This window comes from Lentzea tibetensis, from assembly GCF_007845675.1.
GTDB lineage: Bacteria > Actinomycetota > Actinomycetes > Mycobacteriales > Pseudonocardiaceae > Lentzea > Lentzea tibetensis.
This window is the reverse complement of sequence record NZ_VOBR01000012.1, coordinates 160,967-181,697: the sequence shown is the minus strand read 5'-3', so window position 1 is coordinate 181,697 and position 20,731 is coordinate 160,967. Positions and strand designations below refer to the sequence as shown.

Annotated in this window: 17 protein-coding genes; 15 read left to right on the top strand and 2 right to left on the bottom strand. The window is 69.8% G+C overall.

Features of this window, described 5'->3' with window-relative positions; translation table 11 throughout:
• Positions 1-119 precede the first annotated feature (119 nt).
• The 4 genes from FKR81_RS20415 to FKR81_RS20400 all read left to right on the top strand — a co-directional run bounded on the left by FKR81_RS20415 (position 120) and on the right by FKR81_RS20400 (position 4,731).
• Positions 120-2,345, top strand: coding sequence for a GH92 family glycosyl hydrolase (locus FKR81_RS20415; protein ID WP_186763070.1), 2,226 nt, complete (start codon positions 120-122; stop codon positions 2,343-2,345).
• 593 nt (positions 2,346-2,938) lie between these two features.
• A complete protein-coding gene (locus FKR81_RS20410) occupies positions 2,939-3,553 on the top strand; it encodes an LmbU family transcriptional regulator (protein ID WP_268891574.1) in 615 nt (204 codons plus the stop codon).
• Positions 3,554-4,033: 480 nt separating this feature from the next.
• The gene (locus FKR81_RS20405; protein WP_146353694.1) at positions 4,034-4,552 is read left to right on the top strand and encodes a hypothetical protein; all 519 of its coding nucleotides are present in this window, start codon (positions 4,034-4,036) and stop codon (positions 4,550-4,552) included.
• A complete protein-coding gene (locus tag FKR81_RS20400) occupies positions 4,549-4,731 on the top strand; it encodes a MerR family transcriptional regulator (RefSeq protein WP_146353693.1) in 183 nt (60 codons plus the stop codon). The genes FKR81_RS20405 and FKR81_RS20400 overlap by 4 nt, the downstream gene beginning before the upstream one ends.
• Positions 4,732-4,778: 47 nt before the next feature.
• Here the strand turns inward: FKR81_RS20400 and FKR81_RS20395 are convergent, their stop codons facing one another.
• The gene (locus FKR81_RS20395) at positions 4,779-5,633 is read right to left on the bottom strand and encodes an ABC transporter permease (RefSeq protein ID WP_146353692.1); all 855 of its coding nucleotides are present in this window, start codon (positions 5,631-5,633) and stop codon (positions 4,779-4,781) included.
• A gap of 30 nt (positions 5,634-5,663) precedes the next feature.
• Positions 5,664-6,665 carry an ATP-binding cassette domain-containing protein gene (locus tag FKR81_RS20390; RefSeq protein WP_222598338.1) on the bottom strand — a complete coding sequence of 334 codons (1,002 nt, stop codon included), beginning with the start codon at positions 6,663-6,665 and terminating at the stop codon, positions 5,664-5,666.
• A gap of 107 nt (positions 6,666-6,772) precedes the next feature.
• Here FKR81_RS20390 and FKR81_RS20385 point away from each other — a divergent pair, with 107 nt between their 5' ends.
• From FKR81_RS20385 to FKR81_RS20335, 11 genes are all read left to right on the top strand, one after another.
• Positions 6,773-9,889, top strand: coding sequence for an ATP-binding protein (locus FKR81_RS20385; protein ID WP_186763069.1), 3,117 nt, complete (start codon positions 6,773-6,775; stop codon positions 9,887-9,889).
• A gap of 166 nt (positions 9,890-10,055) precedes the next feature.
• Positions 10,056-11,303, top strand: coding sequence for a class I SAM-dependent methyltransferase (locus tag FKR81_RS20380; protein WP_146353691.1), 1,248 nt, complete (start codon positions 10,056-10,058; stop codon positions 11,301-11,303).
• Between the two features lie 17 nt (positions 11,304-11,320).
• Positions 11,321-12,502, top strand: coding sequence for an acyltransferase family protein (locus FKR81_RS20375; RefSeq protein WP_146353690.1), 1,182 nt, complete (start codon positions 11,321-11,323; stop codon positions 12,500-12,502).
• Positions 12,503-12,535: 33 nt separating this feature from the next.
• The gene (locus tag FKR81_RS20370) at positions 12,536-13,987 is read left to right on the top strand and encodes an FAD-dependent monooxygenase (protein ID WP_146353689.1); all 1,452 of its coding nucleotides are present in this window, start codon (positions 12,536-12,538) and stop codon (positions 13,985-13,987) included.
• Positions 13,984-15,396, top strand: a complete 1,413-nt coding sequence (locus FKR81_RS20365) for an NDP-hexose 2,3-dehydratase family protein (RefSeq protein ID WP_235921656.1) — start codon at positions 13,984-13,986, stop codon at positions 15,394-15,396. The genes FKR81_RS20370 and FKR81_RS20365 overlap by 4 nt, the downstream gene beginning before the upstream one ends.
• A 20-nt stretch (positions 15,397-15,416) precedes the next feature.
• Complete coding sequence (locus tag FKR81_RS20360) at positions 15,417-16,385, top strand: NAD-dependent epimerase/dehydratase family protein (protein WP_235921655.1); 969 nt, start codon at positions 15,417-15,419, stop codon at positions 16,383-16,385.
• Between the two features lie 26 nt (positions 16,386-16,411).
• The gene (locus FKR81_RS20355) at positions 16,412-17,521 is read left to right on the top strand and encodes a DegT/DnrJ/EryC1/StrS family aminotransferase (protein WP_146353687.1); all 1,110 of its coding nucleotides are present in this window, start codon (positions 16,412-16,414) and stop codon (positions 17,519-17,521) included.
• Entirely contained in the window at positions 17,521-18,153 is a 633-nt protein-coding gene (locus FKR81_RS20350; RefSeq protein ID WP_146353686.1) for a dTDP-4-dehydrorhamnose 3,5-epimerase family protein, read from the top strand. The genes FKR81_RS20355 and FKR81_RS20350 overlap by 1 nt, the downstream gene beginning before the upstream one ends.
• 11 nt (positions 18,154-18,164) lie before the next feature.
• Positions 18,165-19,364: a glycosyltransferase gene (locus tag FKR81_RS20345; protein WP_146353685.1), complete on the top strand. Its 1,200-nt coding sequence runs from the start codon at positions 18,165-18,167 to the stop codon at positions 19,362-19,364.
• A 39-nt stretch (positions 19,365-19,403) separates the two neighbouring features.
• Positions 19,404-19,985, top strand: coding sequence for an NADPH-dependent FMN reductase (locus FKR81_RS20340; protein ID WP_146353684.1), 582 nt, complete (start codon positions 19,404-19,406; stop codon positions 19,983-19,985).
• Between the two features lie 29 nt (positions 19,986-20,014).
• Positions 20,015-20,731 carry a class I SAM-dependent methyltransferase gene (locus FKR81_RS20335; RefSeq protein WP_146353683.1) on the top strand — a complete coding sequence of 239 codons (717 nt, stop codon included), beginning with the start codon at positions 20,015-20,017 and terminating at the stop codon, positions 20,729-20,731.

Below are 20,731 nucleotides of genomic sequence, written 5' to 3'. Positions count from 1 at the left end.
GATCGGCCGTCACCCGGATGGCCTCGTTCCGAAATTCCGGACGTTGCGGATCCGGAGGCCGCCTCCTAGAACTGTCATCGTTGTCATGCCGCCGCGGATGCATCTCGAGAGGAGTGTCAATGCGATCTCCGAGGTATCACCGCCTGGCACGGCTCGGCATCGCCGGGTGCGCCGTGGCGCTGGTCGCCGCCGCATCACCTGTCGGGCAGGCCTTCGCCGGCCCGGTCCGCACCGAGGCGGCGGCGCTCGTCGCCGACCCCGCCGCGACCGTGAACACCATCGTCCAGACCGGTGCCGGCAACAACTTCCCCGGCGCGCAGGCACCGTTCGGCTCGATCCAGTGGAGCCCCAACACCAAGCGCCGCGGGGCGGGCGGCAACTACCGGCACAACGACGACCAGCTCCGCGGCTACGGGCTGACCGCACTCGCGGGGCCCGGCTGCGGTGCGATGGGCGACGACCCGATCCTGCCGATGATCGGCGGCGCGCCGGCCGACATCAACGCCACGATGACAACGTTGGACCACAGCAGCGAGATCGCCACCGCCGGGTACTACTCGGCGAAGAGCAGCAACGGCCAGATCCGCACCGAGCTGACCACGACCCAGCGCAGCGGGATCGCGCGGATCACCTACCCGGCGACCACGCAGGCGGCCGTCCTGGTGAAGCTGCGCGACAGCCAGCAGCAGCGGGAGGCCGACGGCAGTTCGGCCAGGATCGTCGGCAACAACGAGATCATCGGCAACACGACGAGCGGCCACTTCTGCGGTGACAAGGCGACCTACGTCGTGCACTTCAACATGGTCTTCGACCGCCCGTTCACGTCCGCGAAGATCCTCGGCGACGCCGCGAAGCCGGGCGGGATCTTCCTGACGTTCGACACGACCGCCGCCCCCGTGCTGCAGGCCAAGGTCGGCCTGTCGTTCGTCAGCGACGCGGGAGCGAGGCTGAACCGGCAGACCGAGAATCCCGGCTGGGACTTCGACAAGGTCCGCACGGCCACGCGCGACAAGTGGAACCAGTACCTGCGGCGGATCGAGATCGCCGGTGGGACGGCGGCGGAGCAGACGGTCTTCTACTCCAACCTGTACCACCAGCTCAACCACCCGAACGTGGTCAGCGACGTCAACGGCCAATACATCGGGTACGACAACGCGGTGCACACCGTTGCGCCCGGACAACGGGCGCACTACCAGAACTTCTCCGGCTGGGACACCTACCACAACCAGGCGTCACTGGCGGCGTTGATCGCACCTGCCGAGACCGGGGACATGGCCACGTCGCTCAAGCAGGCCTACGACCAGGCCGGGGCGATTCCGCAGTGGGGCTTCATGAACTCGTTCAACGGCGTGATGATCGGCGACTCGGCGCCCGCCATCGTGGCCGAGTTCCGCGCGTTCGGTGCGCGCAGCATCGACGACAAGGCGTTGCTCGCCGACCTGGTCAAGCAAGCTCGCACCGACAACCGGGTGCGCCGCAACACCACCGGGTACGACCGGCTCGGCTACACCGTCAACGACCCGTCGCTGACCATCGAGTGGACCCAGCAGGACTTCGCACTGTCGCGCCTCGCGTATGCCTTGGGCGACAAGGTGAACGGCGACTTCCTCGCCAAGCGGGCGTTGAACTGGAAGAACATCTTCGACCCGCAGACCGGGCTGCTCTCGCCCCGCAACGCCGACGGCACGTTCACGCACGTGCAGCCGGGCGACCAGAAGCCCTACGTCGAGGGTTCCGCGGCGCAGTACCGCTTCCAGGTGCCGACCGACCAGCCCGCGCTGGCGAAGCTGCTCGGCGGCAACGATGCCACCAACCGCCTGCTCGACGACCTGTTTCTCAGCTTCAACAACGAGAAGCCGACGAGGGCGTTCCTCACCAACGAGTTCTCGCAGGGCCAGCAGTGGTTCTACAACTGGACGGGCAGGCCGTCGAGCACGCAGTCGACGGTGCACCGCTGGCTGACCACCACCTATGGCAACAACTGCTGCACGTACCCGAACAACGACGACCTCGGCACGATGAGCGCGCAGTACGTGTGGGCCACGATGGGCATCTACCCGCAGCACCTCGGCACGGCCGACGTGGTTCTCAACTCGCCGACGTTCACCAAGGTCGTCATCCACCTCACCAGCGGCAGGACGCTCACGATCAACGCGCCGCAGGCGTCGAACAGCAACTACTACATCCAGTCGCTGAAGGTGAACGGCGTGGCATCGACGAAGACGTGGCTGCCCGGAGCCATGTTCACCAACGGTGGCACGGTCGACTTCACCCTCGGCGCGAGCCCCACGTCGTGGGGATCCGGTCCAGGTGACGCACCGCCGTCCTACGACGGCGTCCGCTAGAGCGACCAAGCGCGGCGCGAACGCCTCCGGGCGTTCCGCCGCGGCGGCGACCCGCGCAACGGCGCCGCTGTTGCGGCGCCCAATTGGTGGGATGATCGGTGCGGGACCGGGACGTTTGTACCAGTTGGTGGGCGTCCAACAGGGTTGACGAACATGGCGCAACCATCTTTCGGAACGTCTGTCTCGTCTATAGTGTGACCGCATGGGGTGTTCATGCTATTCGCGAAGTGTCCGGGGGTACCGGCCTGATCAGGGCGGCCCGCGCTGGGGGTCAGCGATCCAGGACTTCGTTCGCAGTGGCGATTCCGACAAGGCCTGACTTCTCGAGGCCTGCCGATTGTCTGACTGGGAGCTGATGTCCGGGGTGTAGCCGCGTGGTTACGCGCGGTATCAACGATTGGCCGCACGACCAATTTGCGGGCGAGGGCGGGAGACCCTTGTCCGGACTTGAACTGGTCGGCCGTTGTCCTCGGTTCACGACTTTGGCGATCCCAGGGATCTTTGGCATGCCGGATTGACGGGCCACTAGTTCCTGGAGGGCTGTCCGCTTGCGACGGGATGAGGAGAACCAGCGCAACAAAGAGCAGGACTCGGTGGGGAATCGTGGAGTCACTCACGCGCCGGGCAGAACTGGTCCACCGGCGCACAGCCGGGTTCGGTCCACTCGGGTCGGGCTGCAGTTTCCCAAGCGCGCGCTCGCGTTCGACCATTGGCAACGGGTGGGCGCGCATCTCGTCCAGGTGGCCGACTCCACGGCGTGGTGCCTGGGGGATTGGCTCGCCTACGGCGAAGCGCAGTACGCCGACCGGTACCGGCGGGCGTTGGACCTCGTCGGCCTGAACTACCAGACGTTGCGCAACTACGCGTGGATCGCTCGACGGTTTCCGATGTCTCGACGTCGAGACACGCTGACCTTCAACCACCACATGGAAGTCGCCCGGCTGACTGCCGACGAGCAGGACCGATGGCTCGACCTGGCGGTCGAGCAGGGCTGGTCGGTGCATCAGTTGCGGCGGCAGCTCAAGCAGAGCAGGCAGCCGGAGCAGGAGTTCCCCGACGCGCCCGTCCTGCCGAAGATCAGTGCCGATCGGGACCGCATCGACCGGTGGCGGGCGGCCGCCGAGCGGTCGAGCGCGTCGCTGGAGAACTGGGTCGTCGCCAGCCTGGACCAGGTGGCGGACCAGGTGCTGGATGAGGGTGAAACCTGAGCTGTGGAACTTTTGCAGAAGTGCGGATCGTTCACGGGGTGACCGCTTCCGGCCAATCGGCCGGCGCTTTGGCGGGGCAGATCTAGAATGAATCTTTGACTACCGCTGAATGTCTATAATTGATGTGACCTGGGACACATTGCAGTGCTTGCAAGATGCCGCTGTGGTGTCTCTGGTAGAACTGAAGAAATCGCCGCAAATTTCATGGGGGCAACGCACGTTGTGAGCTGACTGAGCTGGTCTTGGTTTGCTGATTCGCTGCGGCTGACAGCCGTACGCAGATAACTCTTCCTGGCTTTCGAGGCGCACCCGTACCGGACCGCTGATCACTGCTGATCGAGGTCGGTCGGTGTGGGCTGCCCTCGTGCCGATCCACATTGATATCCATCAAGCCACATCAAAGAGCTGGTCCGACTTTGGGGCGCGCAACCTTGGGCGTGGGGCGCTCACTATTTCTCGGCGCGCGAGATTGGAGCACCGATGAGCACGAAAGATGACCTGGCCGCATTACCTGGCCTGTACGACGCGTGCGAAGTGGTTCTTGGCGGCGGAGGGGGACGCCGTCTGCTTGATGAAAGGGTCCGAGGTGGGCAGTCGCGAGGGCTGAACCTGCACGAGGGCGCGCTCCGGGTCCGGTCGCGGATGCTGGCGGTGCTGGCGTCGTGGTCCGGAATGGTGACGAGCGAGCGGGGGGTGTCCGCGCCTCGCCGGCGGGAAGTACCGGTGCTGGTGGCGTTCTTGTCGGCGCACGCCGACTGGCTGGCCGGGCATCCGGCGGCCGCCGACTTCGCCGAGGAGATCGGGGGGATCGCCGCCGACGCCCGCCGGGTATCCTCAGCGGACAGCGGCGTGCGGCAGGACCTCGGCAAGTGCTCGCGGCCCGCGTGCGGCCGCCCGGTGTGGGCCACGCTGCGCGGCGGCGGCCCGGTCAGCGCGCGCTGCGAGGCGGGGCACGACTGGCCGACGCACCAGTGGCTGCTGCTGGTCGGCGCGGCATGAGCGAACGCCGCCGCACCGTCCCGACCGAGCTGGCCGCACTGGCGCTGGGGGTGGAGAAGGCGACCATCCGCAAGTGGGCCAGCCAGGGCAAGCTCACCCGCTACGGCACACCCGGCAGAGCGGAGTACGACCTCGACGAGTTGATGGCCATCGCGCGCAGGCGCAGCCCTCCCGAATGAGGCACGGACCGCCGGTGGCGGCCCGGACGGGCCGCCACCACGTCCGGTCAGTTCATCGTCCGGTACTTGCGCATCGTGAGCGGGCCGAAGAGGAGCAGCAGAGCGGCCGCCTCGGCCAGCACCAGTCCGAGCTGGCCGGTGGTGACACCGGCTCCGCTCGTCAGGCCGCGGACCACCGTCACGACGTGGCTGATCGGGTTGACGCTGACGAACGCCTCGAGCCAGCCGGGCATCGTGGCGGGGTTGACGTAGACGTTGCTCGCGAACGTCAACGGCATCAGCACCATCATGCTGACCGCGGTCACGGCCTTCTCGCTGCGCATCACCAAGCCCACCAGGGTCCACAACCAGGACAGGCAGAACGCGAACACGATGAGCACGAGCACCGCGAGCACCACGCCGACGACGCCGCCCTCCGCCCGGTAGCCGAGGATCAGGCCGAAGGTCAGCATCATGATCGACGCCATCGTGTAGCGGAAGGCGTCGGCGAGCAGCGGGCCGATGATGGCCGACGGCCGCCACATCGGCAGCGAGCGGAACCTGTCGAACACGCCCTTCTCGGCGTCGCTGGACAGGCCCATCCCCACGTACATGGTGATCATGAGCACCGTGTTCACCAGCACGCCCGGCAGGAAGAACTGAAGGTACGCGCCGGTGTCGCCGTCGGAGAGCGCGCCGCCGAACAGAAACGTGAACATCAGCAGCATGATCAGCGGGAACAGCGTGACGTCGATGATCTGCGCGGGGCTGTGCTTGACGCGCAGCATCGCCCGGTAGAGATGGCTCATCGACGCGGAGAACCCGCCGGCCCGCCCAGGTCGCTCACCCGCGTCCAGCGCCGCGAGCATGTCGTAGTCGATCGGCTCCTCGCGGGTGGCCGACGCCGGGACGTCTGTGGTCATGCGACCGTGTCCTTTCTTCGAGCTGTGGGGTCAGGCCGCTGCTTCGTCGTCCGGCGCGCTCTCGGCCGGGTGGCCGGTCAGCGCCAGGAAGACCTCGTCGAGACTGGGCTGGCCGAGTGCGAACTCGGCGGGCGTCATGCCCGCTCGCATCAGCTCGCCGAGCGCGTGGACGCTGCGCTCGCTGTCGTCGACCCTGGCGGTGAGCGCGCAGGGATCGGACTCCAGCTGCACCTCGACGTCGAGCGCCTCGGTCAGCACGCGCACCGCGTCGAACCGCTGGGCCGGGTCCTGCACCCGGATCCGCAGGGTCCCGGAGCCGACCGACGCCTTCAGCGCGCCGGGGGTGCCCTCGGCGATGACCCGGCCGTGGTCGATGACCGCGATCCGGTCGGCGAGCTGGTCGGCCTCGTCCAGGTACTGCGTCGTGAGCACGACCGTGGTGCCCCTGGCGACCAGGGTGCGGACGATGTTCCACACCTGGTTGCGGCTGCGCGGGTCGAGCCCGGTCGTCGGCTCGTCGAGGAACATCACGCTGGGGGTCACCACGATGCCCGCCGCGATGTCGAGCCGCCGTCGCATGCCGCCCGAGTAGTGCTTGGCCTGACGGTCGCCGGCGTCGGTGAGGCCGAGCGCCTTCAGCAGCTGTCCGGCGCGCAGCTTGGCGTCGGTGTGCCGGTACCCCAGCAGGCGGCCGAGCAGGATCAGGTTCTCCCGGCCGGTCAGCTCCTCGTCGACCGAGGTGAACTGGCCGGTGAGGCTGATCTTGCCGCGCACCGCGTCGGCGTCGGCGCTCACGTCGTGCCCGAGCACCCGCGCGCTGCCGGAGTCCGGTGGCAGGAGCGTCGCCAGGATGCGCAGCGCGGTCGTCTTGCCCGCCCCGTTCGGGCCGAGCACGCCGTAGACCCCGCCCGCGGGAACCGTGAGGTCGAGCCCGTCCAGTGCCCGCGTCTCCCCGAACGTCTTGACCAGTCCGCGGGCCTCGATGGCCAGCTGGCGGCCGTCGCCCGGCCGCTTTCCCGCGTCAGTGCGCACACAAGCTCCCTCGGTAGCCTTGAGTTCCACCTGTGGGGGCGCCACAACGGCTGTGGCGGCCGGAACATTCGAAATGGCGGCAACACCGGTGTGAGGGGAGGCCCGCGGTGACGACGCTGCTCGGCCGGGCCCGGCAGGCGGCGCTGCTCGACACCGCGGTGACCCGCACGCTCGACAGCCACGGGGGACTGGTCTTCGTGACGGGTGAGGCGGGCATCGGCAAGACGGTGCTGGTGGCCGAGGCCGCCGCGACCGCCGAACGACGCGGCGCGCTCGTCGCCACCGGCACGTGCTGGGACCGGGAGGACGCGCCGAGCTACTGGCCGTGGATGCAGATCCTGCGCGGCCTGCGCCGGACGATGACACCCGAGGCGTGGGCCGACGCCGCCGGCGGCGAGATCGCCGCGCTGCTGGGGGAAACCGGCGGTCCGGCGGCGAGCGGTGACGGTTTCGGGCTGCACGACGCGGTGACCACGCTGCTGGTCACCGCGGCACGCGGGCGCCCGCTGGTCGTCGTGCTCGACGACCTGCACTGGGCCGACCCGCCGTCGGTCCGGCTGCTGGAGTTCGTCACCCGCCACGCCTGGTTCGAGCAGCTGCTGGTGATCGGTGTCTACCGGGACGTGGAGGTCGAGAGCTGCGGGCATCCGCTCGGCCCGCTGCTGCTTCCCCTGCTGCCCAAGGCGTCGTCGGTGACGCTGACCGAGCTCGGGCCCGACGACGTCCGCGCGCTGCTCGCGCGCACCGCGGGCCGCGAACCGTCGCGCGGGCTGGTCGCCGAGGTCCATCGCAGGACCGGTGGCAATCCCTTCTTCGTCGAGCAGACCGCTCGGCTGTGGCACAGCACCAACTCGGTCGACGTGGTCGCGCCGGGCGTGCGCGACGCCGTTGAACGCCGGCTGGGTCTGCTGCCCGCGCCGGTGGTGGAACTCCTCGCGGCCGCGGCTGTTCTCGGCCCCGAGTTCGACCGCGAGGTGCTCGCCGAGATGACCGGCAGGCCGGGCCGCGAGGTGAACTCGTTGCTGGCCGAGGCGGTGTCTGCGCGTCTGGTCGTCCCCCGCGCCGAGCAGGGCAGGCTGGCGTTCGTGCACGACCTCGTGCGCGAAACCCTGTACGAGAACCTCGCCGAGGCCGACGCCCGCCGCTGGCACGCGGCCGCGGTCGGCGCCTTCGAGGCACTGCCCGCCTGCGCGGCCCGTGCCGCTCCCGGTGAGACCGCCCACCACGCGTACCTCGGTGTGCCCGAGGTGGCCGCGTCCACCGCCGTCGCCCTGCTGAGGGCGGCCGCCGATGACGCGTGGGGCCGCATGGCGTCCGGCGAGGCGAGCGTCCACCTCACCAGAGCGCTGCGTCTCGTGCCGCCCGACGACGCCCACGAGTGGGCGGCCGTGGCGCTGGACCTCGGCTCGTCGCAGCACCACATGGGTGACGAGGCCGCCGCACTGCGCACGTTCCACGACGTGGCGGCCGCGGCTCGGTCCGCGGGCGACCCGGTGCTGCTGGTGCGCGCCGCGTTGCGGCTGCGGGCGTCGGTCTGGCTCGTCCACCCACCCGAGGCGGTGCGGCTGACCACCGACCTGATCAACGAGGCGCACGCCGCCCTCTTCGACTCCGGCGGACACGGCGGCTCGGACGTCGAGCGGGAACGGGAGCTGACCGCGCGGGCCGTCGAGATCGCCCGCGAGGCGGGCGACGACGTGGCGCTCATGGAAGGACTCATGGCCCGCCACGACACGATCTGGTCGCCCGGTACCGCCGTCGAGCGGCTGGCGATCGCCGAGGAGCTCGGGGCGGCGGCGCAGCGGAAGTCCGACCACTCGGTCATGCAGCTGGCGGCGTTGCTGCGGGCGGTGACGTCGCTGGAGCTGGGGGATCCGGCCGGGATGGCCGAGCTGGAGGATCGAGCGACCGCGGATCCGTCGTCGACCGCGCTGTGGACGCGGACGGCCTTCGCGACCCTGACCGGCCGTTTCGACGAGGCGGGCGCCTGCATCGAGCAGGCCGACGAGATCGAACGGGACAACCGCGCGGACGTAGCCGCGAACGGCGACCTCGCGACGTTGCGGATCCAGCAGCGGTGGACGCTGGAGCTGGCGCGGGGCCGGTTCGACGCCGCCGACGCGCTGGTCCGGTCCGCCGCGGGCCGGGACCACCCGTGTCCCGAGCTGTTGCTGGCCGTGACCGCGGTCGAACGGGGCGACATCGCCGCGGCTTCACGGCTCGCCGCCAGGGGTGGCGGCGCGAGCGAACCGGTGTCCCGCTGGTACGAACCGCTGTGGCTGCGCCTGCGCGCTCAGCTGGCCGCCGCGGGCGGTGATCCGTCTGCGCGTGGCCGGGTGCGCGCCGAACTGGCGCCGATCGCCGGGCAGTGGCTGACGATGTTCGGAGCGTCGATCGACGGTCCTGTCGTGTTCTGGACGGCGCTCCTCGACGCTGCCGACGGGAACTGGGACGCCGCTGCCGAAGGGTTCACCGCCGCGCGGTCCGCGGCCGACCGGCTGGGTGCCCGCCCGTGGTCGGTGCGCGCCCGCTGCCACCTCGCCGAGGTGCTGAACGCTCGGGCCGGGCCCGGTGACGCCGAACGCGCCGCCGCGCTCACCGAAGCGGCGGCGCGCGACGCCCACGACCTCGGAGTCGCCCATCTCCTGCGGGCCGAGCCCGAGGTGGCCGAGTCGCCGGGCGACACCTTCCGGTTCGACGGGCAGGTGTGGTGGCTCACCTACGAAGGCGTGACCGTGCACGTGCCGGACGCCAAGGGGTTGCGCGACCTGCACGTGCTGCTCGGTCGTCCGGGGAAGGACGTGCCCGCCGCCGACCTGCTGTTCGCGGCCGGCGATGAGCCGGCCCGCGGCGCGCGACGGCTCGGGTCCGACCCGGTGCTGGACGAGCGCGCCAAGTCCGCCTACCGCAAGCGACTGACCCAGCTCGACGAGCGGATCGACGCCGCACTCGCACAGGGCGCCGACGCACGCGCCGCCGAGCTCGACCGGGAACGGGAGGCGTTGCTGACCGAGATCCGCAGGGCCACCGGCTTGCTCGGCCGGTCACGCCGGCTGGGCGACGCGACTGAGCGGACGCGCAAGGCTGTGACCGAGCGGATCCGCAACAGTCTGCGCAGGCTCGACGACCGGCACCCGGCGCTGGCCGAGCATCTGCGGCAGTGCGTGTCGACGGGTTCGACGTGCCGGTACGACCCGCCTGGGCCGGTCCGCTGGGCGCGCTGATCGGCGGTCACGTCAGGGCTTTGTGAACTTATCTTCCGGTCTCCGTGAAACCAGCCGGACCGGTGTTAGCTTCGCTTTCAGGTGATTGCCCCCGGTTCGCGCGAAATGGTGCGGCGGTGCGGCACGCCCAACTCACTCAGCCTGAATGTGCGACGTTGGGGGATGAATGCTGAAGTACGAGACCATAAATGCCTGCCGCATTTGTGGTAATCGGGAACTGCTGACGATCCTCGACCTGGGTGAGCAGGCGCTCACCGGTGTCTTTCCCCTGACCCGCGACGAGCCGGACCTGGTGGCTCCGCTCGAGCTCGTCAAGTGCGCGCCGGGCGGGTGCGGGCTGGTCCAGCTCCGGCACGACGCCGACATGACGCTCATGTACGGCGAGCGGTACGGCTACCGGTCGAGCATCCGGCCCTTCATGGTCAACCACCTGAAGACCAAGGTCGCGGAGGTGACCGCGCTCGTCGACGTCGGGCCCGGCGACCTCGTGCTGGACATCGGCAGCAACGACTCCACGCTGCTGCACCAGTACCCGCGGGACGGGCGGCAGCTGGTCGGGTGCGACCCGTCCGCGGAGAAGTTCCGCGACCGCTACCCGGCGGGCGCCGAGCTGATCGTCGACTTCTTCTCCGCCAAGGCTTTCCAGGACCGGGTCGGCGACCGCAAGGCGAAGGTCGTCACGTCGATCGCGATGTTCTACGACCTGCCCGACCCGATCGCGTTCATGAAGGACGTCCGGGCGGTGCTGGCCGACGACGGCGTCTGGATGGTGGAGCACAGCTACCTGCCGAGCATGCTCGACACCAACTGCTACGACAACATCTGCCACGAGCACCTGGAGTTCTACGGGCTCCAGCAGATCGAGTACATGGCGGAGCGGGCCGGGCTCAAGGTGGTGCAGGCCAAGGTCGTCGACGTCTACGGCGGCAGCCTGAACACGGTGCTGGCCAAGGACACCAGCACCCGCCAGGTCGACGAGGCCGGGCTGGCGGCGCTCCGGGCGAAGGAGACCGAGGCCAAGCTCGACACGATGGTCCCGTTCGACGCGTTCGGGCAGCGCATCACGGCGCACCGCGACGAGCTGCGCGAGTTCCTCGACGCCTCCAAGGCCGCGGGCAAGCTGACCCTCGGCTACGGCGCGTCGACCAAGGGCAACGTGGTCCTGCAGTACTGCGGCATCACGGAGGACGACCTGCCCGTGATCGGTGAGGTCAACGCCGAGAAGCACGGGTGCTTCACGGCGGGCACCAAGATCCCGATCGTGTCGGAAGAAGAGGCCAAGGCGCGCAAGCCCGACCAGTTGCTCGTCCTGCCGTGGATCTACCGCGACGGTTTCATCGAGCGTGAGCAGGAATACCTCGCCGGTGGCGGCAAGCTGGTTTTCGCGCTACCTGAATTCGAAATCTACGGATAGTCCTCGACCAAGGGGAAGTGGGTAAGAAAGTGGCCACCGGCCAGCTGGAGAGAGCGGGCTCCGCGGCGAGCATGCCGGCGCAGCTGGATTCATTGACCGGCCTGCGCTGGATCGCGGCGTTCATGGTCTTCCTGTCGCACGTGTTCCTGCTGCCGACCGCGCTGCCCCAGGGGCCGGTGGGCGATTCGATCAGGACCGTCACGAGCCTCGGCGGCTACGTCGGGGTCTCGGTCTTCTTCGTGCTCAGCGGGTTCGTGCTGACCTGGTCGGCCCGTGCGAGCGACACCGCGCCGAAGTTCTGGCGACGGCGGTTCTTCAAGATCTACCCCAACCACTTCGTGGCGTTCCTGATCGCGACGGCGTTCATGGTGTGGCTGGGCCAGAACTTCGGCTTCCTGCCGGTCGGCGAGCAGCTGCCCGGCCTGGTGCCGCAGCTGCTGCTGGTGCACGCCTGGATACCCGATCTGAACCTCGCCTTCTCGTTCAACCTGGTGAGCTGGTCGCTGTCCGTCGAGGCGCTGTTCTACCTCTGCTTCCCGTTGCTGCTGAAGGGAATCAGCCGGATCCGCCCCGAGCGGCTCTGGTACTGGGTGGCCGCGATGGCGGCACTGGTCTTCTGCGTCCCGCAGCTGGCGCGGCTCCTCCCGGCCGGTGAAGCCGCCTACGAGGGCCTCGGCAGCTGGGAGTACTGGTTCATCTACGTGCTGCCGCTCAGCAGGCTCGCGGAGTTCGTGCTCGGCATCCTGATGGCCCGGATCGTGCTCACCGGGCGGTGGATCCGGGTGCCGGCCTGGGCGGCGGGGCTCGTGTTCCTCGGCGGGTACGCGGTGGCGCTGAACGTGCCCAAGAACTACGCGATCGTGGCGGCCACGGTCATCCCGATCGCGCTGCTGATCCCGGCGGTCGCGATGGCGGACGTCCGATCGGGACGGTCGTGGCTGGCCACGCCGTTCATGGTCTGGCTCGGCCAGATCTCCTACGCGTTCTACCTCGTGCACTTCTTCGGGATCGTCACGGTGGTCTACCTGCTCGGCTGGGAGTACCAGCCGACCTACCTGACCGCGGCCGGATTCGTGCTCGGCGTCCTCGCGCTGGGGATCCTGCTGTCCGCGGCGCTCCACACGTTCGTCGAACGCCCGATGCAGCGCAGGTTCGGCACCAGCAAGAAGGCTCGCGTGGCGGAGGCCGAACCCGCGTAGTCGCCAGTTTCCGACGCAGGACAGGGGGAAGTTGTGGAGAGCGACGTCATCGTCGTCGGTGCGGGCCCGACCGGTCTGATGCTGGCCGGCGAGCTGCGCACGGCGGGAGTCAGCGTCCTCGTCGTCGAGCGCCTCGCCGAGCCCACCGGGCAGTCCCGGGGTCTCGGCTTCACCACCAGAGCGACCGAGGTGTTCGACCAGCGCGGCCTGCTGCCGAGGTTCGGCGACGTCGAGATGAGCCCGATGGGGCACTTCGGCGGACTGCCGCTGGACTTCAGCGTGCTGCCGGGGGCGGACTTCGGCGCGCGCGGCATCCAGCAGTCGCGGGTCGAGCAGGTGCTCGGCGACTGGGCGGCCGAGCTGGGCGCGAAGTTCCTGCGCGGCCACGAGATCGTGGCGCTGGCCGGCCACGACGACCACGTGGAGATCACCGTCGAGGGGCCGGAAGGCCGCAGCACGCTGCGGTCGGCGTGGCTGGTCGGGTGCGACGGCGGCCAGAGCACCGTCCGCAAGCTCGGCGGGTTCTCCTTCGAGGGCACCGCTTCCACCCGCGAGATGTACCTCGCCGACGTGCGCGGTTGCGACCTGCCGCCGCGCTTCACCGGCATGCGGGTGCCCGGCGGCATGGTCATGAACGCCCCGCTCGGTCCCGGTGTCGACCGCATCATCGCGTGCGAGCTGGGTGCGACGCCGGGCGAACGCACCGAGCCGCTGGAGTTCGCCGAGGTCGTGGACGTGTGGAAGCGGCTCACCGGTGAGGACATCTCCGGTGGCACGCCCGAGTGGGTGAGCGTCTTCGGTGACGCGGCACGGCAGGCGACCGAGTACCGCCGCGGCCGGGTGCTGCTGGCGGGCGACGCCGCGCACATCCACCTGCCCGCCGGTGGCCAGGGCCTCAGCGTCGGCGTGCAGGACGCCGTCAACCTGGGCTGGAAGCTCGCCGCCGCGGTGCGGGGCTGGGCGCCGGACGGGCTGCTCGACACCTACCACGACGAGCGCCACCCGGTCGGCGTCCGCCTGCTGATGAACACCTCCGCGCAGGGCCACCTGTACCTCAGCGGGCCCGAGGTCGACCCGGTGCGGAGCGTCTTCGCCGAGCTCCTGCGCTTCGAGGAGGTCGGCCGTCACCTCGCGGGCATGGTCAGCGGGCTCGACGTCCGCTACGACGTCGGCGGCGGCGACCACCCGCTGCTCGGCCGCCGGATCCCACCGTCCGAACTGGACGACGGAACCACGACGGCCCAGGCGCTGCACGGCGGCCGGGGCGTGCTGTTCGACTTCAAGGGCGACAGCCACCTGCGTTCCGTCGCCGCTCGATGGGCGGGCCGGGTCGACGTCGTCACGGCCGCAGGCAGCCCGTTCGACGGCACCAGCGCGGTGCTCGTGCGGCCCGACGGTCACGTCGCCTGGGCGACGCCCGGCCACGTCGACGAACTGGGCGACGTGCTCGGTCGCTGGTTCGGCACGCCGGAAGTCTCGACGTGAGCGCGCGCACCTTGGGCAGCCCCAACGGTTACGGGCACTACGACACCGCCCGCCTCACCGAGTTCCACACGGCGCTCGACGCCGCCAGGGACTCGATGTACACGCGGGCCGAGCGGATCCCGCTCGACCAGCTCGCGCAGTGGAGCGCCGACCCCGACTCGGGCAACATCCGGCACGCCAGCGGGAAGTTCTACACGATCCAGGGCGTCGACGTGAGCGTCGCGGGCCCGGCGGGCACCCGGCAGTGGCACCAGCCGATCATCAACCAGCCCGAGATCGGCATCCTGGGCATCCTCGTCAAGCAGTTCGACGGGGTGCCGCACTACCTGATGCAGCTCAAGGCCGAGCCCGGCAACATCAACGGCATCCAGGTGTCGCCGACCGTGCAGGCCACCCGCAGCAACTACACGCGGGTGCACGGCGGCAACCCCGTGCCGTACCTCGACTACTTCCGCGAGCGCGACAGGCACCGGGTGATCGCCGACGTCCGGCAGTCCGAGCAGGGCAGCTGGTTCCTGCTCAAGCGCAACCGCAACGTGATCATCGAGGTCGCGGGCGACGTGCCCGTGCTCGACGGCTTCCACTGGCTGACCATCCAGCAGATCCACGAGCTCCTGCAGGTCGACGACCTGGTCAACATGGACGCGCGTTCGGTGTTGTCGTGCCTGCCGTTCCTCGACCTGATGCCGGCCACGATGGCGCTCGACCGCGACGAGCGGGTGCTCTCGCTGATCAGGTCGTGGAGCGGCGACCGGCGCAGCGTGCACGACACGGCCGACCTGCTCAGCTGGATCACCGACGTCCGCACGGTGACCGACATCGAGGTGCACGACGCGCCGCTCAACCGGTTGCCGCAGTGGCGGTACGGCGCGGACGTGATCTCGCACGAGACCGACCGCTTCTTCGACGTCATCGGCGTGCGGGTCGAGGCGGGCGGGCGCGAGGTCGGGCGGTGGGACCAGCCGATGGTCGCGGCCAGGCACGTCGGTCTCGCCGCGTTCGTCGTCGCGCGGTTCGACGGTGTGCTGCACGTGCTGGTCGGCATGCGGGTCGAGCCCGGCTTCGCCGACGTCGCCGAGATCGCGCCGACCGTGCAGTGCACGCCGGCGAACCTCGACCACGGCGACATCGCCCGGCCGCCCTTCCTCGACGTCGTGCTCGACGCACCGGAGGACCGCGTGCTGTACGACACGATGTTGTCCGAGGAAGGCGGCCGGTTCTTCCAGACCCGCAACCGCTACGTGATCGTCGAGGTCGACGAGCAGCTCGAGCACCCCGGCTTCCGGTGGATGACCCTGCACCAGCTCACAGAACTGGTGCGGCACAGCCACTACGTCGCGATGCAGGCGCGAACCCTGTTGGCCTGCACGGCAACCCTGGCCACCACGCGTGACGGGGCGGCCCGATGACCCGGTCGCCGAGGATTGCCGTGCTGGGCGCCTCGGGGTACGTCGGATCGGTCGTGTCGGGGCTGCTGGCCCAGCGCCCCGTGTCGCTGCGCCTGGTGGCCCGGCGGAACTGCGTGGTGCCGCCCGACGCGGTCGCCGGCACCGAGGCGGTGTCGATCGACCTCACCGACCCGGACGGCGTCGCCCGTGCCGTCGACGGTGCGGACGTCGTGTTCCACCTGGCCAAGCACAGCGGCGACTGGCGCCTGCCAGAGGAGAACCCGGCCGCCACCGAACCGGTGAACGTCGGCATCATGCGCTCGCTCGTCCGGGTGCTCGCGGACCGGCCGGGCTCGCCACCGCTCGTCGTGTTCGCCGGCGCGTGCACGCAGATCGGGCACACGCCGGACCACCCGATGGACGGCACCGAGCCCGACGACCCCGACACCGAGTACGACCGGCAGAACCTCGAGGCCGAGAACGTCCTCATGGCGGCTTCCGCGGCCGGTGCCGTGCGCGGCATCAGCCTGCGGCTGGCCACGGTCTTCGGTCAGACCGCGCTGTCCGGCGCGCCGGACGCCGGTGTGGTCACGACCATGATCCGCAAGGCGCTGGCCGGTGAGCAGCTGACCATGTGGCACGACGGGACCGTGGTCCGCGACATCACCTACGTCGAGGACGTCGGCCGCGCCTTCCTGGCCGCGCTCGATCACCCGGACGCGCTCGTCGGCCGGCACTGGATGATCGGCACCGGTGTTGCCGACCGGCTCGGTGACGTGTTCCGCACGGTGGCCGAAGCCGTGGCCGACGCCACCGGCAAGCCGGAGGTCCCGGTCGTCACCGTCACACCACCGGGTGCCGCCGTCGTCACCGACTTCCTCAACGTGTTCATCAACCCCGTTCCGTTCGGGTCGGCCACCGGCTGGACGGCGCGGGTGCCGCTGCGCGAAGGGATCGACCGCACCGTCGCGGCACTCCTGCGGCAGCCCGTACCGACCACCACGCCATGACCCCGGCGAGATCGAAAGGACTTCAGATGCCGACCCGAGTGTGGGACTACCAGGCGGAGTACGAGAAGGAGCGCGCGGACCTGCTCGACGCGGTCGAGACCGTGTTCGGCTCCGGCCAGCTGGTGCTCGGCCCCAGCGTGCGCTCGTTCGAGACCGAGTTCGCCGCGTGGCACGGTGTCGGGCACTGCGTCGGCGTCGACAACGGCACCAACGCGATCAAGCTCGGCCTGCAGGCCATCGGCGTCAAGCCGGGCGACGAGGTCATCACCGTGTCGAACACCGCCGCACCCACGGTGGTGGCGATCGACGCGGTCGGCGCCACGCCGGTCTTCGTCGACGTCAACGAGGACGACTTCCTGATGGACGTGTCCAAAGTGGAGGCCGCGATCACCGAGCGGACGAGCTGCCTGCTGCCCGTGCACCTCTACGGGCAGTGCGTGGACGTCGAAGCGCTGACCGCGCTCGCCGGTGACCTCGACCTCGCTCTGCTCGAGGACTGCGCACAGGCGCACGGAGCCCGTCGGAACGGCAAGCTCGCCGGCTCGTTCGGTGACGCCGCCGCGTTCTCCTTCTACCCGACGAAGGTGCTCGGCGCGTACGGCGACGGCGGGGCCACCGTCACCTCCGACGAGACCACCGCCCAGAACCTGCGCCGCCTGCGCTACTACGGCATGGAGGAGCGGTACTACGTCGTCGAGACGCCCGGCCACAACAGCAGGCTCGACGAGGTGCAGGCCGAGATCCTGCGCCGCAAGCTGCGTCGCCTGGACGACTACGTGGCGGGCCGCCAGGCCGTGGCCGCGCGGTACTCCGAAGGGCTCGGCGACACCGGCCTGGTGCTGCCGAAGGTCAACGAGGGCAACGAGCACGTCTACTACGTGTACGTCGTCCGCCACCCGCAGCGCGACGAGATCATCGAGCGGCTCAAGGGCTACGACATCCACCTGAACATCAGCTACCCGTGGCCGGTGCACACCATGACCGGCTTCGCCCACCTCGGCTGGGAGAAGGGTTCGCTGCCGGTCACGGAGCGGCTGGCGGGCGAGATCTTCTCGCTGCCGATGTACCCCTCGCTGTCCGAGGACGTGCAGGACAAGGTCATCTCGGCCCTGCGTGAAGTGCTGGAGACCCTCTGATGGAGGTTCGCGAGCTGGCCGTCGAAGGGGCGCTCGAGTTCTGCTCGGACGTCTACTACGACGGGCGGGGGCTGGTCGCGACGCCGTTCGAGCGCGCGACCTTCGAAGCGGCGCACGGCGGCGCGCTCTTCGGTGTGGCGCAGACGATCCACAGCTACTCGCAGCGCGGTGTCGTGCGGGGCATGCACTACACGGTCACCCCGCCGGGGATGGCGAAGTACGCGTACTGCGCCCGTGGCGAAGCGCTCTACCTGGTGGCCGACATCCGCGTCGGTTCGCCGACGTTCGGCAGGAGCGACACCGTGGTGATGGACCAGAAGTCGTTCCGCTCCATGTACCTGCCGGTGGGCGTGGCCAACGGCTTCGTCGCGCTCACCGACGACACGGTCATCTCGTACATGATCTCCAAGCCGTACGTGACCGAGGACGAGCGCGCGCTCTCGGTGCTCGACCCGGAGCTCGGCCTGCCCGTTCCGGACGGCATCGAGCTGGTCATGGCCGAGCGCGATCGCACGGCGATCACCCTGGCCGAGGCGCTGCGGCTCGGCCTGCTCCCGTCGTACGAGCAGTGCGTGGAGCTGGACCGCCTGTTGAGCGATCCGAACGCCGCCGTCGGCGCCACGACCACCTGAAAGGAGAAGACATGCGCTTCCTGTTCACGACCCTCCCGGGGACGTCCCACACCCTGCCGTGGGTGTCGCTGGCGCAGGCCGCCCAGTCGGCGGGGCACGACGTGCTGGCCGCGGTCAGCGGTCCGGCGTTGCAGACCGCGGCGGACGCCGGGCTGCTCGCCGTCGCCACCGACGACGGCGAGGCGCGCCGGAACTACGAGAAGCTGGCGGACATGCTCGCCGAAGGCGGCTCCGGCATGGAGGTCGGCGGCGAGCAGATGGCCCGGTTCGTCGGGAAGGTCTTCGCGGACACCAGCGCGGCGATGATCGACGGCCTGCTCGACACCGCGAGGGCGTGGCAGCCCGACCTCGTCGTCTACACGCCGCCGGCGGTCGCCGGTCTCGTCACCGCCAGGGTCCTCGGCGTGCCCGCGGTCATGCACGGCCTCGGCACCCCGCTGCCGACGCCGCCGCCCGCACTGGCCGCCTTCGCGGCGGAGGCGGAACGGCGCGGTGTCCCGGATCTGACGAAGGAGGTCCGCGACGTCGAGATCGACGTGAGCCCGCCGTCGCTCGACGCCTTCGGCCCGCCCGCGCAACGGCGATCGGTGCTGCCGATGCGGTTCACGGCCTACACCGGCGGCTCGCACCTGCCGGAGTGGCTGCTGAGCCGCGGGCCGCGGCCGCGCGTCGTGCTGACGCTCGGCTCGTTCACCCGCTGGTTCGGCGACGGCGGCCTGATGCGAGAAGTCGTTCTCGGTACCGCGGATCTCGGCGTCGACCTGGTCGTCGCGACGGCGGGCGCGGACCTGCCCGCGCTGCCGGATCCGTTGCCGGAACACGTGACCCTGGTCGACTGGGTGCCGATGCGCGCGTTGCTGGCGGTGAGCGATTCCGTGATTCATCACGGTGGTCTCGGTACGATGTACGCAGCTTTCGCTGTGGGGGTTCCTCAGTTGGTGCTGCCGGCCGCTGCCGGTCCGGCCGTCGCCAACGCTCGACTTGTCGCGGCCCGTGGGGCGGGTGCCGTGGTGGCCATGGACAGCGCCGTTCCAGCCACGCTCAAGCCTGCCGTCGAGGACGTGCTGGTCAACTCCGCATACCGCAAGGCGAGTGAGGAGGTCGCCCAGGAGATGGCCGCGATGCCCGCCCCTTCACGGGTGGTGGAGCAGCTCGCCGATTTCACGGCCTCGTACCAGCGCTACCGGCGCCCGCGCCGTCCGGCCGAGTGACCGGTGCACAACCGAAGTACCGAACCTGGAAGGAAGTTCATGACCGACACCCCGATCAACCTCGCCATCATCATTGGCAGCGTGCGGCCCGGCCGCGCGGGGGAGATGGTGGCCAAGTGGTTCAGGGATGAAGCGGCCAAGCACGATCAGTTCAAGATCACTGTCGTCGATCTCGCCGACTACCCGCCGCCGCTGATCATCACCAACGAGCCGCCCGCCGAGCTGGCCCCGATCACCGAGGCCCTCGAGGCCGCGGACGCGTTCGTGGTCGTCACGCCGGAGTACAACCACAGCTTCCCGGCGTCGATCAAGAGCCTGATCGACTGGCACTACACGCAGTGGCGGGGCAAGCCGGTCGGCTTCGTCTCCTACGGCGGCACCGCCAGCGGCCAGCGCGCCGTCGAGGCGCTCCGGCTGGTCTACGCCGAGATGCACGCGGTCACCATGCGGGACTACGTCAGCTTCGGCATCTACACCGGCGACTTCGGCGGCGAGGACAAGCTGCCCGCCGACGTCGAGGCGTCGAGCACCGCGACCAAGGTGCTGCTCGACCAGCTCGCCTGGTGGGCGTTGCCGTTGCGCGAGGCGCGCGCCAAGACGCCGTACCAGGTGGCCTTCTAGCAGGCCGCCAGTCGCACGAGGGGGAGATCTTGTACGAAGCCGATACCGCGAGCGTGTACCACGACTTCTACCGCGAGCGGAAGGGCAAGGACTACGCGGCCGAGGCGGCGCATCTGGCCGCACTGGTTCGCGAACGGATGCCGCAGGCGTCCTCGTTGCTCGACGTGGCCTGCGGTAGCGGGTCGCACCTCGAGCACTTCGTCCACGAGTTCGAGCACGTCGAAGGGATCGAGCTGTCCGAGGCCATGCTCTCGGTGGCCCGCCCGTTGCTCCCAGGGGTCCGCCTGCACCAGGGCGACATGCGCGACTTCTCCCTCGACCGCCGCTTCAGCGCTGTCACCTGCATGTACAGCTCCATCGGGTACACAGCGCACGAAGCGGGGCTGCGGCAGACGATCGCGTGTCTCGCCCGTCATCTCGAGCCGGGTGGCGTGCTGCTGGTCGAAGCGTGGTGGACACCGGGCGAGCTGCTGGACCGCTACGTCGCCGGGGACACCGTGAAGGTCGGCGACCGGACCATCTCCCGCGTCTCGCACACGGTCGATCTCGGTGACCGGAGCCGCATGGAGGTCCACTGGGTGGTCGCGGATCCCGAGCACGGGATTCGCCACGTCGCCGAGCAGCACGAGCTCGCGCTGTTCGAACAGGCGCAGTACGAGGCCGCGTTCGAGCTCGCCGGGCTGACCGTCGAGCACATCCGGCCCGCGTGGTCGGGGCCTGGGCTCTTCGTCGGCGTGCTGCGGTAG

Bases quoted from the DNA above. Each gene is read 5' to 3' on its own strand.
- FKR81_RS20400 (WP_146353693.1), top strand. From the start codon at position 4,549: ATGAGCGAACGCCGCCGCACCGTCCCGACCGAGCTGGCCGCACTGGCG.
- FKR81_RS20355 (WP_146353687.1), top strand. From the start codon at position 16,412: ATGCCGACCCGAGTGTGGGACTACCAGGCGGAGTACGAGAAGGAGCGC.
- FKR81_RS20415 (WP_186763070.1), top strand. From the start codon at position 120: ATGCGATCTCCGAGGTATCACCGCCTGGCACGGCTCGGCATCGCCGGG.
- FKR81_RS20395 (WP_146353692.1), bottom strand. From the start codon at position 5,633: ATGACCACAGACGTCCCGGCGTCGGCCACCCGCGAGGAGCCGATCGAC.
- FKR81_RS20345 (WP_146353685.1), top strand. From the start codon at position 18,165: ATGCGCTTCCTGTTCACGACCCTCCCGGGGACGTCCCACACCCTGCCG.
- FKR81_RS20405 (WP_146353694.1), top strand. From the start codon at position 4,034: ATGAGCACGAAAGATGACCTGGCCGCATTACCTGGCCTGTACGACGCG.
- FKR81_RS20350 (WP_146353686.1), top strand. From the start codon at position 17,521: ATGGAGGTTCGCGAGCTGGCCGTCGAAGGGGCGCTCGAGTTCTGCTCG.
- FKR81_RS20380 (WP_146353691.1), top strand. From the start codon at position 10,056: ATGCTGAAGTACGAGACCATAAATGCCTGCCGCATTTGTGGTAATCGG.
- FKR81_RS20340 (WP_146353684.1), top strand. From the start codon at position 19,404: ATGACCGACACCCCGATCAACCTCGCCATCATCATTGGCAGCGTGCGG.